Origin of the sequence: Streptomyces sp. NPDC093065 (genome assembly GCF_044754585.1) — a bacterium.
Classification (GTDB): Bacteria; Actinomycetota; Actinomycetes; order Streptomycetales; family Streptomycetaceae; genus Streptomyces.
The window spans coordinates 60,234-72,886 of the sequence record NZ_JBIVPJ010000027.1 but is presented as its reverse complement, the minus strand read 5'-3'; the positions used below and the strand labels follow the sequence as shown (position 1 = coordinate 72,886).

General features: G+C 70.0%; 14 protein-coding genes. 8 read left to right on the top strand and 6 right to left on the bottom strand.

All coding sequences use genetic code 11. The features are described 5' to 3' along the window. Positions 1-18: 18 nt before the first annotated feature. From ACIQFU_RS33630 to ACIQFU_RS33615, 4 genes are all read left to right on the top strand, one after another. Complete coding sequence (locus tag ACIQFU_RS33630) at positions 19-960, top strand: F0F1 ATP synthase subunit gamma (RefSeq protein WP_402556707.1); 942 nt, start codon at positions 19-21, stop codon at positions 958-960. Beyond that, complete coding sequence (gene atpD, locus ACIQFU_RS33625) at positions 960-2,396, top strand: F0F1 ATP synthase subunit beta (RefSeq protein ID WP_402556705.1); 1,437 nt, start codon at positions 960-962, stop codon at positions 2,394-2,396. The genes ACIQFU_RS33630 and atpD overlap by 1 nt, the downstream gene beginning before the upstream one ends. A 131-nt stretch (positions 2,397-2,527) precedes the next feature. Then, on the top strand, positions 2,528-2,902 hold the full coding sequence (locus ACIQFU_RS33620) for a F0F1 ATP synthase subunit epsilon (RefSeq protein ID WP_402556703.1): 375 nt from the start codon (positions 2,528-2,530) through the stop codon (positions 2,900-2,902). 142 nt (positions 2,903-3,044) lie between these two features. Then, on the top strand, positions 3,045-3,491 hold the full coding sequence (locus ACIQFU_RS33615; protein WP_007387649.1) for a DUF2550 domain-containing protein: 447 nt from the start codon (positions 3,045-3,047) through the stop codon (positions 3,489-3,491). A gap of 93 nt (positions 3,492-3,584) precedes the next feature. Here ACIQFU_RS33615 and ACIQFU_RS33610 read toward each other — a convergent pair whose 3' ends face one another. The 3 genes from ACIQFU_RS33610 to ACIQFU_RS33600 all read right to left on the bottom strand — a co-directional run bounded on the left by ACIQFU_RS33610 (position 3,585) and on the right by ACIQFU_RS33600 (position 7,402). Beyond that, a complete protein-coding gene (locus tag ACIQFU_RS33610; RefSeq protein WP_402556701.1) occupies positions 3,585-5,420 on the bottom strand; it encodes a glycosyl hydrolase family 18 protein in 1,836 nt (611 codons plus the stop codon). Between the two features lie 147 nt (positions 5,421-5,567). Beyond that, positions 5,568-6,209 carry a response regulator gene (locus ACIQFU_RS33605; RefSeq protein ID WP_402556700.1) on the bottom strand — a complete coding sequence of 214 codons (642 nt, stop codon included), beginning with the start codon at positions 6,207-6,209 and terminating at the stop codon, positions 5,568-5,570. After that, positions 6,206-7,402 carry a sensor histidine kinase gene (locus ACIQFU_RS33600; protein ID WP_402556698.1) on the bottom strand — a complete coding sequence of 399 codons (1,197 nt, stop codon included), beginning with the start codon at positions 7,400-7,402 and terminating at the stop codon, positions 6,206-6,208. Before ACIQFU_RS33600 ends, ACIQFU_RS33605 begins: the two co-directional genes overlap by 4 nt. Positions 7,403-7,554: 152 nt before the next feature. Here ACIQFU_RS33600 and ACIQFU_RS33595 point away from each other — a divergent pair, with 152 nt between their 5' ends. Next, entirely contained in the window at positions 7,555-8,166 is a 612-nt protein-coding gene (locus tag ACIQFU_RS33595) for a hypothetical protein (RefSeq protein ID WP_402556697.1), read from the top strand. Positions 8,167-8,203: 37 nt separating this feature from the next. On the opposite strand, the gene ACIQFU_RS33590 is transcribed toward ACIQFU_RS33595, so the two are convergent. From ACIQFU_RS33590 to ACIQFU_RS33580, 3 genes are read right to left on the bottom strand one after another with little or no spacing between them, the layout of a single operon-like run. After that, a complete protein-coding gene (locus tag ACIQFU_RS33590) occupies positions 8,204-8,776 on the bottom strand; it encodes a cob(I)yrinic acid a,c-diamide adenosyltransferase (RefSeq protein WP_402556695.1) in 573 nt (190 codons plus the stop codon). A gap of 13 nt (positions 8,777-8,789) precedes the next feature. After that, on the bottom strand, positions 8,790-9,539 hold the full coding sequence (locus tag ACIQFU_RS33585; protein ID WP_402556693.1) for an ABC transporter permease: 750 nt from the start codon (positions 9,537-9,539) through the stop codon (positions 8,790-8,792). Positions 9,540-9,556: 17 nt separating this feature from the next. Further along, positions 9,557-10,339: an ABC transporter ATP-binding protein gene (locus tag ACIQFU_RS33580; protein WP_402556691.1), complete on the bottom strand. Its 783-nt coding sequence runs from the start codon at positions 10,337-10,339 to the stop codon at positions 9,557-9,559. A 93-nt stretch (positions 10,340-10,432) separates the two neighbouring features. Between ACIQFU_RS33580 and ACIQFU_RS33575 the strand changes: the two genes are divergently transcribed. The 3 genes from ACIQFU_RS33575 (at position 10,433) to ACIQFU_RS33565 (ending at position 12,552) form a co-directional block, all read left to right on the top strand. After that, on the top strand, positions 10,433-11,074 hold the full coding sequence (locus ACIQFU_RS33575) for a TetR/AcrR family transcriptional regulator (RefSeq protein ID WP_402556689.1): 642 nt from the start codon (positions 10,433-10,435) through the stop codon (positions 11,072-11,074). A 136-nt stretch (positions 11,075-11,210) separates the two neighbouring features. Further along, entirely contained in the window at positions 11,211-12,059 is an 849-nt protein-coding gene (locus ACIQFU_RS33570) for a 3-hydroxyacyl-CoA dehydrogenase family protein (RefSeq protein WP_087807204.1), read from the top strand. Between the two features lie 169 nt (positions 12,060-12,228). Next, positions 12,229-12,552, top strand: a complete 324-nt coding sequence (locus ACIQFU_RS33565) for an STAS domain-containing protein (RefSeq protein ID WP_030187305.1) — start codon at positions 12,229-12,231, stop codon at positions 12,550-12,552. Positions 12,553-12,653 lie beyond the last annotated feature (101 nt).

Below are 12,653 nucleotides of genomic sequence, written 5' to 3'. Positions count from 1 at the left end.
AAGGAAGGGACCTGACTCATGGGAGCCCAGCTCCGGGTCTACAAGCGTCGCATCCGATCCGTCACCGCGACCAAGAAGATCACCAAGGCGATGGAGATGATCGCCGCCTCGCGCGTCGTCAAGGCGCAGCGCAAGGTGGCGGCCTCCACGCCGTACGCGCGGGAGCTCACCCGAGCGGTCACGGCGGTCGGTACCGGGTCGAACACGAAGCACCCGCTCACCACGGAGGCGGACAACCCGACCCGTGCCGCGGTCCTGCTCCTCACGAGCGACCGCGGTCTGGCCGGCGCCTTCAACTCCAACGCCATCAAGGCGGCGGAGCAGCTGACCGAGCGCCTCGGGCGTGAGGGCCGGCAGGTCGACACGTACATCGTCGGCCGGCGCGGTCTGGCCCACTACAACTTCCGCGAGCGCAAGGTCGTGGAGTCGTTCGCGGGCTTCACCGACGAGCCGGCGTACGCGGACGCCAAGAAGGTCGCGGCGCCGCTGATCGAGGCCATCGAGAAGGGCACGGCCGAGGGCGGCGTGGACGAGCTCCACATCGTCTACACCGAGTTCGTCTCGATGATGACGCAGACGGCGGTCGACTCCCGGCTGCTGCCGCTGAGCCTCGACGAGGTCGCGAAGACGCAGACGTCTGCGGCTGCCGCCGCGGGCGGCGCGAAGGACGAGATCCTTCCGCTGTACGACTTCGAGCCGTCGGCGGAGGACGTCCTCGACGCCCTGCTGCCGCGCTACGTCGAAAGCCGTATCTACAACGCGCTGCTGCAGTCGGCTGCCTCCAAGCACGCCGCCACCCGCCGCGCGATGAAGTCGGCCACCGACAACGCGGGCGAGCTGATCAACACGCTCTCCCGTCTTGCCAACGCGGCCCGCCAGGCCGAAATCACCCAGGAAATCAGCGAGATCGTCGGTGGCGCCAGTGCCCTGGCCGACGCGAACGCGGGGAGTGACAACTAATGACCACCACTGTTGAGACCGCGACGGCCACGGGCCGCGTCGCCCGGGTCATCGGTCCGGTCGTCGACGTGGAGTTCCCCGTCGACGCGATGCCGGACATCTACAACGCGCTGCACGTCGAGGTCGCCGACCCGGCCAAGGAGGGTGAGCTCAAGACGCTGACCCTGGAGGTCGCCCAGCACCTCGGCGACGGCCTGGTCCGCACCATCTCCATGCAGCCCACCGACGGCCTGGTCCGCCAGGCCCCGGTGACCGACACGGGTGCGGCCATCTCCGTCCCCGTCGGCGACTTCACCAAGGGCAAGGTGTTCAACACCCTCGGCGAGGTCCTGAACGTCGACGAGCAGTACGACGGCGAGCGCTGGCCGATCCACCGCAAGGCGCCCAACTTCGACGAGCTCGAGTCGAAGACCGAGATGTTCGAGACCGGCGTCAAGGTCATCGACCTGCTGACCCCGTACGTCAAGGGCGGCAAGATCGGTCTGTTCGGCGGCGCCGGCGTCGGCAAGACGGTGCTCATCCAGGAGATGATCTACCGCGTCGCCAACAACCACGACGGTGTCTCCGTGTTCGCCGGTGTCGGTGAGCGCACCCGTGAGGGCAACGACCTCATCGACGAGATGAGCGAGTCCGGCGTCATCGACAAGACCGCGCTGGTCTTCGGTCAGATGGACGAGCCGCCGGGCACCCGTCTGCGCGTCGCGCTGGCCGGCCTGACCATGGCCGAGTACTTCCGCGACGTCCAGAAGCAGGACGTGCTGTTCTTCATCGACAACATCTTCCGCTTCACCCAGGCGGGTTCCGAGGTGTCGACCCTGCTCGGCCGCATGCCCTCCGCGGTGGGCTACCAGCCGAACCTGGCCGACGAGATGGGTCTCCTCCAGGAGCGCATCACCTCGACCCGTGGTCACTCGATCACCTCGATGCAGGCGATCTACGTCCCCGCGGACGACCTGACCGACCCGGCCCCGGCCACCACCTTCGCCCACCTCGACGCGACGACGGTGCTGTCCCGTCCGATCTCCGAGAAGGGCATCTACCCGGCCGTGGACCCGCTGGACTCGACGTCCCGCATCCTCGACCCGCGGTACATCGCGGCGGACCACTACCAGGCCGCGATGCGCGTGAAGAACATCCTGCAGAAGTACAAGGACCTGCAGGACATCATCGCGATCCTCGGCATCGACGAGCTGGGCGAAGAGGACAAGCTCGTCGTCCACCGCGCCCGTCGCGTGGAGCGCTTCCTGTCCCAGAACACCCACGTCGCCAAGCAGTTCACCGGCGTCGACGGGTCGGACGTCCCGCTGGAGGAGTCGATCGCGGCCTTCAACGCGATCTGCGACGGCGAGTACGACCACTTCCCGGAGCAGGCGTTCTTCATGTGCGGTGGCATCGAGGACCTGAAGAACAACGCCAAGGAGCTGGGCGTCTCCTGAGCCCCGGCTCACGGTGAGCCGCACGGCCCACCACCCGGAGGGGGCGGGCGCGTCCCGCCCCCTCCGGCACGCCCCTTAGACTTGTAACCAACACCCGGCTCTCCGGCCGGGTGGTGACCCGAGGAGCCACCTTGGCTGCTGAGCTGCACGTCGCGCTGGTCGCGGCCGACCGAGAGGTCTGGTCCGGCGAGGCCACCCTGGTCGTCGCGCGCACCACGTCCGGCGACATCGGCGTCATGCCCGGTCACCAGCCGCTGCTCGGTGTGCTGGAGTCGGGCCCGGTGACCATTCGTACGAGTGACGGCGGGACGGTCGTCGCCGCGGTGCACGGCGGTTTCATCTCGTTCGCCGACGACAAGCTGTCGCTGCTGGCCGAGACCGCCGAGCTGGCGGACGAGATCGACGTCCACCGTGCCGAGCGGGAGCTCGAGCGCGCGAAGACGGAGGGCGACGCCCACGCCGAGCGCCGCGCGGACGTCCGACTGCGCGCTGCGGCGGGACGCTGATCCACAGCACTGTGCGATAGCGTCGTGCCATGACGTCACTCAGCCGCGGCTGGGACCGGAGTCATCCGGACCCGGCCGCGGCTGAGGCAGATCCGGGTGTTTTTTCCGTTCCGTTACCTAGGAGACGAGGAGGTCGGTGTCGATGGCCCTCGCTCTGACTGTGTGCGGAATCGTGGTCGCCCTGGTGGTGATCGGGCTCTTCGTCTTCGGTCTGCGCCGCCGGCTGATCCAGCGCTCGGGCGGCACCTTCGACTGCTCGCTGCGGTGGGACGCCCCCAAGGAGGGCGACACCGGCGGCAAGGGCTGGGCCTACGGGGTGGCCCGCTACAACGGCGACCGGGTCGAGTGGTACCGCGTCTTCTCGTACTCCCCCCGCCCGCGCCGCGTGCTCGAACGCTCGGCGATCGAGGTGGCCGGCCGCCGGGTGCCGGACGGCGAGGAGGAACTGGCGTTGCTCTCCGACGCCGTGGTCCTGGCCTGTCTGCACCGGGGCACACGGCTCGAACTGGCGATGAGCGAAGACGCGCTGACCGGATTCCTCGCGTGGCTGGAAGCAGCCCCGCCCGGACAGCGAGTGAATGTGGCGTAGCCACATTCACTCGCTGTGTGGGGGGCACCCCGGACGAAGTCTGGGGGAGCGTCAACGTCGCTTGGGCCCTTGGGAACGCCGGGCCCCTGAGGATTACTTCAGGCCGCTGTCGATGGCGCTCACGAGTTCGCCGTTGGTGGTGTCGCCGCTGAACTCCCAGAAGAAGGCGCCGCCGAGGCCCTGCTGCTCGGCCCAGTCCACCTTCGACTTGATGGTGGCCGGGGTGTCGTAGGACCACCAGTTGGTGCCGCAGTGGGCGTAGGCGGTGCCGGCGATGGTGCCGGTGGCCGGGCAGCTGTTCTTGAGGACCTTGTAGTCCTCGATGCCCGCCTCGTAGGTGCCGGCCGCCGGGCCGGTGGCCGTGCCGCCGGGCGCGGACTGCGTGACGCCGGTCCAGCCGCGGCCGTAGAAGCCGATGCCGATCAGCAGCTTGCCGGCCGGGACGCCCTTGGACTTGAACTTCGCCATGGCGTCCGCGGTGTTGAAGCCCTGCTGCGGGATGCCGTCGTACGCGTTGAGCGGCGAGTGCGGAGCGGTCGGACCGTTCTTCTCCCAGGCGCCGAAGAAGTCGTACGTCATCACGTTGTACCAGTCGATGTACTTCGAGGCCTCGCCGTAGTCGGCGGCGTCGATCTTGCCGCCGTCCGAGCCGTCGGCGGTGACGGCCGCGGTGATCAGGTAGTCCTGGCCGAACTCGGCGCGCATGGCCTTCATCATGTTGCTGAAGGCGTTCGGGGTGCTGGTCTCGTCACAGCTGAGACCGCAGGCGTTCGGGTACTCCCAGTCCAGGTCGATGCCGTCGAACACGTCGGCCCAGCGCGGGTCCTCGACCAGGTCGTGACAGGACTTCGCGAACGCGGCCGGGTTCTTCACGGCGTCGGGGAAGCCGCCGGACCAGGTCCAGCCGCCGAAGGAGTAGAGGATCTTGATGTTCGGGTACTTCGCCTTCAGCTTGCGCAGCTGGTTGAAGTTGCCGCGCAGCGGCTGGTCCCAGGTGTCGGCGACGCCGTCGACGGACTGGTCGGCGGTGTACGCCTTGTCGTAGTCGGCGTAGGAGTCGCCGATGGTGCACTTGCCGCCCTGGACGTTGCCGAAGGCGTAGTTGATGTGCGTGATCTTGTCGGCGGAGCCGGAGGTGACCAGGTTCTTCACGTGGTAGTTGCGCCCGTAGACGCCCCAGTTGGTGAAGTAGCCCATCTTGACTTCGTCACCGGTGCCCGGGTTGCCGCCGTCGTCGCCACCCCCGCCGGTGGTGGTGACCTTCACGGAGCCGCTGACCGGACCGGTCTGGTCGGCGGTGTCGCGGGCCTTGACCGTGTACGAGTAGTCGGTGCCCTTGGTGAGGCCGTTGTCCGTGTAGGTGGTGCCGGTGACGGTGGCGACCGTCGCGCCGTCCCGCAGGACGTCGTAGTTCTTGATGCCCTTGTCGTCGGTGGCCGCCGACCAGGACAGCTTCACCGAGGTGTCGGTGATGTTCGAGGCGGTGGGCGTGCCGGGCGCGGAGGGGGCCTCGTCGCCGGGGACGGAGGTGCCGTCGCAGCTGCCGCCGTTGAGCTTGCAGTCGGACGGGGAGCCGGGGCCGCTGCCGTTGAAGCCGAAGGAGACCGAGGCGCCGGGGGCGAGCGTCCCGTTCCAGCCGACGTTCTTGGCGGTCCAGTGGTCGCCGGAGTTGGTGACGGTGGCGTCCCAGGCGGAGGTGACCTTGGTGCCGGAGGGGAAGTCCCACTCGACGGTCCAGGAGCTGAGGGAGGCGGTGCCGGTGTTCTTCACCGTCCAGCTGCCGCCGAAGCCCGTGCCCCAGTCCGAGGTCTTGGCGAAGGTGGCCGTCGCGCTCGTGGCCGCCTGGGCCGGGCTCGCGAGGCCGACCAGGCCGGCGAGGGGAAGCGCCAGGGTCGCTGCGAGTGCCGCGGCTTTGTGTCTGAAGCGCATGTGCGCCTCCTTATATGGGGATGTTGTCGAGGGCATGACTGAGCCTCATGCCCGCAGTGCGGCGAGAATAGAAAGGTCTGGACCATAGGTCAATAGGTCTGGACCAATGTGGCGAGGTGCGGTTGAGCCCGTGATCGAGAGGGGAAACTAGATCCCCAACTCCTGCGCCAGCACCGCCGCTTGGACCCGGCTGCGCAGGCCCAGCTTCCCCAGCAGCCGGCTGACGTGCGTCTTCACCGTGGCCTCGGCCATCTCCAGCCGCTCGGCGATCGCGGCGTTGGACAGGCCATCGCCGAGGCAGGACAGCACCTCGCGCTCACGCCGGGTCAGGTCCCGCAGCACCGCCGGGTCGGCGGCCGGCTCCCGCACCGGCTTCGCGGCGAACTCGGCGATCAGCCGCCGGGTGACGGCCGGGGCGACGATCCCCTCACCGCCCGCCACCGTGCGCACGGCCGCGATCAGGTCGTTCGCCTCGGTGTTCTTCAGCAGGAACCCGGCGGCCCCCGCCCGCAGCGCCCCGAAGACGTACTCGTCCAGGTCGAAGGTGGTCAGCATCAGCACGTCGGCGAGCTGCTCCCCGACCACGACCCGGGTCGCCGACACCCCGTCCAGGCGCGGCATCTGCACGTCCATCAGCACCAGGTCGGGACGGAGCTCCCGGGCCAGCTCCACCGCCCGCTCCCCGTCCGCGGCCTCCCCGACCACCTCGATGTCCGGTGCGCTGCCCAGGATCAGCACCAGCCCCGCGCGGACGGCGGACTGGTCCTCGGCGACGAGGACGCGGATCATGCGAGGTCTCCTTCGGTCAGGGGGAGGGTGGCGCGTACGGCCCAGATCTTGTCGCCCGCCAAGGCGGGGTCCGCCACCGCACCCGCCTCGAAGGTGCCGTGCAGCAGCGCGGCCCGCTCCCGCATCCCGACCAGACCGGCGCCCGAGCCGGGGGCGCGCGGGGTGTCCCGGTCGCCGTACGGGCTGGTCACCCGGACTCGCAGGGCGCCCTCGTGCCGGTCGATCAGGACCCGGACCGGGCCCTTCGAGGCGTGCTTGAGCGCGTTGGTGAGCGACTCCTGCACGATCCGGTACGCGGCCAGCTCGACCGGGGCGGGCAGGTTCTCGCCGGGTGACGCGTCCAGGGTGACGTCGAGACCGTTGGCGCGGGCGCCGTCGACCAGTGCGCCGAGCCCGTCGAGGGTGGGCGCGGCGGCGGGCTCGGTGTCCCCGCCGTCGTCGCGCAGGATGCCGATCAGGCGTCGCATCTCGGCCAGCCCCGCCACGCTGTTCTCGCGGATCACGCCGAGCGCCTGCCGGGTGGTCGCCGCGTCGTCCAGGGAGAGCGCGGCCGTGGAGTGGATGGCGATCGCGGAAAGATGGTTGGCGACCATGTCGTGCAGCTCGCGGGCCATCCGGGAACGCTCCGCGGTCACGGCCTGGACCCGGTCCGTCTCGGCCAGCAGCGCGGTCTGCTCGGCCCGCAGCAGGGCGGCGTCGGCGGCCTGGCGGTGGTTGCGCACGATCAGGCCGGTGGAGGCGGGCGCGAAGGACACGATGCCCACGGCGACTCCGATGAGCAGCGCCTCGGGCACGCGCAGCACCGCGTACGGCACCACCGTCCCGGCCACCGTGAGCAACCCGGTGATCCACGGGATGCGGCGGGCCGAGCCGGGCGGGCCGTACAGCACGGCGGCGTACATCACGTCGGTGTACATGATCACCGTGGCCAGGCTGCCCTGCGTGAGCGAGTCCGCGATCAGCGCGACGGTGCCGATCATCAGCCCGGTGCGCGGCGCCGCCCGGCGCAGCAGCTCGCAGCCCGCCATGACGGCGAGGGGGGCCAGCAGCGGCCAGCGGCCGCCGAACAGGACGGCCGGCTCGTCGGCCGGCCGCATGCCCAGGCCGATGCCCCACAGCAGCAGCCCGCCGAGGAGCCCCGCCGACGCGGCGTACACGTCGAAGCGGCGCGGGCGGGGGAGTCGTGCGGCCATGCCACCATCCAACACGCCCCGCGCCCCGCCCGCCTGATCCCCGGGAAGGGTCCCGCACTGCATCTTTCGATGTACCGGAGGTTCGTCACCGCCGACGACGAACCCGGCGGATTCCGACGGGAGCCTGGAAGAGTGAACGAGGGGAGTGCGTCGTGGTCGTCGCGTTGATCATCGCCTGCGAGGTCGGCTTCTGGGTCCTGCTGGCCCTCGGCCTGGGTGCCCGCTACCTGCTGAAGTGGCGGCGCACCAGTGTGGTCCTGCTGCTGTGCGAGCCCGTCCTTGAACTGGTGCTGTTCGCCGTGACGGCGTACGACCTGAAGAACGGCGCCGAGCCGGGCTGGGAGCACGGCCTGGCGGCGCTGTACATCGGCTACACCGTCGCCTACGGCCACTACACGATCCGCTGGCTCGACGGCCACGCCGCCCACCGCCTGGGCGGTGGTCCGCCCCCGGCCAGGCCCCCGCGCCACGGCATGCCCCGGGCGCGGCACGAGGGCCGGCTGTGGCTGCGCACGGTGCTGGGCGCGGCGGTGGCCTGCGCGCTGCTCCAGGGCGCCGTCCGGTACGTCGGCGGCGACGGCGACACCTCGTCGCTGCGCTCCTTCCAGTGGACGGCCCTGCGCGCCGCCGGCATCCACGGCCTGATCGCCCTCACCTACCTGATCTGGCCGAAGAGGGCCCCGGCGGGCACGCCGACGGCCGAGGCCGGCAGCGTCCCGAAGGGGCGCGGGGAACCGCGCGACCAGTCACGACGATGTGACTAGACGACCCACGGCCGTCACACCCTTCCCCGCGCAGCGCCTAGCGCTCCCCGCCCGGCACCCACAGCACGTCGCCGACCTCCTTGTTGGCCACGCGGGCCAGGATGAAGAGCAGGTCGGAGAGGCGGTTCAGGTAGGTCGCGGTGAGCGGGTTCATCGTCTCGCCGTGGGCCTCCAGCGCCGCCCACGTGGAGCGCTCGGCCCGGCGCACCACCGTGCACGCCTGGTGGAGCAGGGCCGCGCCGGGGGTGCCGCCGGGGAGGATGAAGGAGCGGAGCTTCTCCACCTCGGTCAGGTAGCGGTCGCAGTCGGCCTCCAGTTTGTCGACGTAGAACTGCTCGACCCTGAGCGGCGGGAACTCCGGGTTCTCCACGACCGGCGTGGAGAGGTCCGCGCCCACGTCGAACAGGTCGTTCTGGACGCGGACGAGGACCTTGACGACCTCCTCCGGCAGGCCGCCGAGAGCGATGGCGGTGCCGATCACCGCGTTCGCCTCGTTGGCGTCGGCGTACGCGGAGATCCTGAGGTCCGTCTTGGGGACCCGGCTCATGTCGCCGAGGGCGGTGGTGCCCTGGTCGCCGGTCCGGGTGTAGATGCGCGTCAGGTTGACCATCGGGCCAGCGTAGTCAGGCCCCGGCGGTGCGGAACACACGTGTGCCCGCGGTCACGGCCAGTGCGGTGAAGGCGAGGGCGACGAGCGTGCCGTACAGCATGTGCGCCGTCGCGTAGGAGCCGACGTACGCGTCCCGCACCGCGTCCACCAGATAGCGGAACGGCATCAGGTGGGAGAGCACGTCCAGCCACGCCGGGCCGAGCGTCATCGGAAGCATCAGGCCGGACAGCAGCATCGACGGCATCGTCAGCGCGTTGATCGTGGGCCCGAACTCCTGCGGCGTACTGACCTTCATCGCCAGCGCGTACGACAGCGACGCCAGCGAGACCGTGAGCAGCGCGACGAACGCGAAGCCGACCAGCACGCCGGGCAGCGGCGCGCGCAGGCCCATCACCAGCGCCGCCAGTACCAGCAGCACCGCCTGGAAGGCGAAGACGCTGGCGTCCCGCAGGACCCGGCCAAGGAGCAGCGCCAGGCGGCTGACGGGCGTCACCCGCATCCGCTCGACCACGCCCTGGCCTTTCTCGATGATTAGGGAGAAGCCCGCGAAGGAGGCCCCGAACAGGCCGAGTTGCAGCAGCAGGCCGGGGACCAGCACCTGCCAGGAGCTGCCCCGCGCGCCCAGCGGCAGGCTGGTCAGCAGCGGACCGAAGAAGAGCAGGTACAGCAGCGGCATCAGCACCCCGAACAGCAGCGCGAAGCGGGAACGCAGGGACTGGCGCAGATAGCGGCCGTAGACGAGGCCGGTGTCGTGGAGCAGCATCGGGTTTCCCAGGGGTGCTAGACGGCTACGGGTGTGGCGTCGGCCGGAGCCGCACTGCGGCCGGTGACGGCCAGGAAGGTGTCCTGGAGCGAGGCGTCGGGCGAGCCGCCGTACTCGAGCTTCAGGGCGGCCGGAGTGCCCTCGGCGACCACCACGCCGCCGTCCACGACGACCAGGCGGTCGGAGAGGGCGTCGGCCTCGTTGAGGTAGTGGGTGGTCAGGAAGACCGTGGTGCCGTGCTCGTCGCGCAGCCGGCGGACCAGGTCCCACAGGTCGGCGCGGCTGCCCGGGTCGAGGCCGGTCGTCGGCTCGTCCAGGAAGAGCACCTTCGGGCGGTGCGTGAGCGCCATCGCGATGTCCAGCCGGCGCCGCTGCCCGCCGGAGAGCGCGCCGCACTTGCGGTCGAGCAGCCCGGTGAGGCCCAGCTCGCGGGCCAGCTCGTCGGTGCGTTCGGCGGCCCGCGCCCTGGTCAGCCGGTACAGGCGGCCCTGGGTGACCAGTTCCTCCCGCACCGTGATCTGCGGGTCCACCCCGCCCGACTGCGCCACGTACCCGCACGCCGCGCGCACCCCGGCCGGGTCGGTCGCAAGGTCGTGCCCGGCGACGGTGGCCGCGCCGCCGGTGGGGGCGAGGAGGGTGGTGAGCATCCGCAGGGTGGTGGTCTTGCCGGCGCCGTTGGGCCCGAGGAAGCCCAGGATCTCGCCCTCGCGGACGGTGAGGTCGATGCCGCGCACCGCCTCGACCGGACCCTGCTTGGTCGCGAAGGTGCGGGCCAGGCCGGCCGTACTGATGATTGCCATGCGTTCCAGAAAAACAGAGTGACTCGAAGTTTGCAATGACCCCAAGTTTCCAGTGTCCCCAGTCGGGGATGTCGGCGCAGGTAGGATGCGTGCATGGCCGAGGGACTCAGGGAACGGAAGAAGCGGCAGACCCGGCAGTACATCTCGGATGTCGCCACGGGACTGTTCCTGGAGCGCGGCTTCGAGGCGGTGACGGTGGCGGAGGTCGCGGACGCTGCGAACGTCTCCGTCAACACCGTCTACAACTACTTCCCGGCCAAGGAGGACCTGTTCCTCGACCGTTCCAAGGGCGTGATCGACCGGCTCTCGCGCTGGGTGCGCGGGCGGCGCGGCGGGGAGTCCGCGACCGGCGCCGTCCTGCGGGAACTGCGCGACGAGGTCGAGTCGGTCTCGCCGCGCGTCGGCCTGATGGACGGATACGCCGGGTTCATGAAAGTCGTGCACGAGTCGCCGGCCCTGCGGTCCCGGATGTGGGCCATCGGCCAGGAGGTCCTCGTCAACCTGGAGCAGACCCTCCGGGAGGAGACCGGCGCCCCGGCCGAGGACCCGTTGCCCGCCCTGATGGCCGGTCAGATCAACTGGCTGCACGGCACCGTGATGGTGGAGATCGGCCACCGCATGGTCGGCGGCGGAAAGCCCTCCGAGGTCTCCCGCGAGGTGCTCCTGCTGCTGGACGAGATGGAGGACCTGTTGAGCGAGAAGGTGCTCAACTACGCCGTACGAGGCGCCGAGTGACACCCGAATGAGGCCCCTCGGTGTGACGTCCGTCATTTGAGACGTGACGCGCGTTACTAACCGGTCACACAGCGCCTCACGCCCGCTAATCTCCGGCCGAGAGACGAGAATCAGCGCGTATCAGGGGAGTCGCACAGTGGCACGGAAGCTCGCCGTCATCGGAGCCGGTCTCATGGGATCCGGCATCGCCCAGGTCTCCGCGCAAGCGGGCTGGGACGTCGTCCTGCGGGACGTCACCGACGAGGCGCTGCGGCGCGGCACCGACGGCATCAGGGCCTCGTACGACAAGTTCGTCGCCAAGGGGAAGCTCGCCGCCGACGACGCCGAGGCCGCCCTCGGGCGCATCACCGCGACCACCGACCTGGACGCGGCCGCCGACGCGGACGTCGTCGTCGAGGCCGTCTTCGAGAAACTGGAAGTCAAGCACGAGATCTTCCGTACCCTGGACAAGCTGGTGAAGGACGGGGCGATCCTCGCGTCCAACACCTCCGCCATCCCGATCACCAAGATCGCGGCCGTGACCGAGCGCCCGGAGCGGGTCGTCGGCACGCACTTCTTCTCGCCGGTGCCGATGATGCAGCTGTGCGAGCTGGTGCGCGGCTACAAGACCAGCGACGAAACGCTCGCCACCGCACGGGAGTTCGCCGAGTCCACCGGCAAGACCTGCATCGTCGTCAACCGCGACGTCGCGGGCTTCGTGACGACCCGTCTCATCTCCGCCCTCGTCGTCGAGGCCGCGAAGCTGTACGAGTCGGGCGTCGCCACCGCCGAGGACATCGACCTCGCCTGCAAGCTCGGCTTCGGCCACGCCATGGGACCGCTGGCCACCGCCGACCTGACGGGCGTCGACATCCTGCTGCACGCCACGGGCAACATCTACACCGAGTCCCAGGACGAGAAGTTCGCCCCGCCGGAGCTGATGCGCCGGATGGTGGACGCCGGTGACATCGGCCGCAAGAGCGGGCAGGGCTTCTACAAGCACTGAGGTCACATCGGCCCCGGCAAACGTCACACGCCGGGGTGAATTCGGTATCGGTTCGCTTACAGGCGGCAACCTCCGGTCGTTTCGGCCAGTCAGAGGGTGCAACACCTGATATCGCCGAGAGATCACCACGCAGAGACGACGAAGAGAAGACGCACGCCGGGGAGCGCATATGCACATCAGGGGCGACCACGTCGAGCTGGTCGTCGGGGGCCGCCTCGACGTCCGCAGCGCGGCGGACGCCCGTACGGTCCTGCACTCGGCCGTCGACGACGGAGTCGGCGACCTGGTGCTCGACCTGTCAGAGCTGGACTCCTGGGACGCCACCGGCCTCGGCGTGATCATGGGAGCCCACCGACGGGCCGGCCGCTGCGGCCGGCGCCTGGTGCTGCGCGACGTGCCGCCGCAGATGCAGCGCCTGCTGGTGGCCACCCGGCTGCACCGGATCCTGGCCATCGAGGGCGGCATCGGTGTGGAGACTCTGCCCCGCGTGTAAGTGAAGGTTCACACCTCCGACACACGCAATCCTCACGAGACCGTGACCTCTCGGACGGCCCGGTACCCCGGACTGTCGGACATACTGAGCGAAGGTTTAGG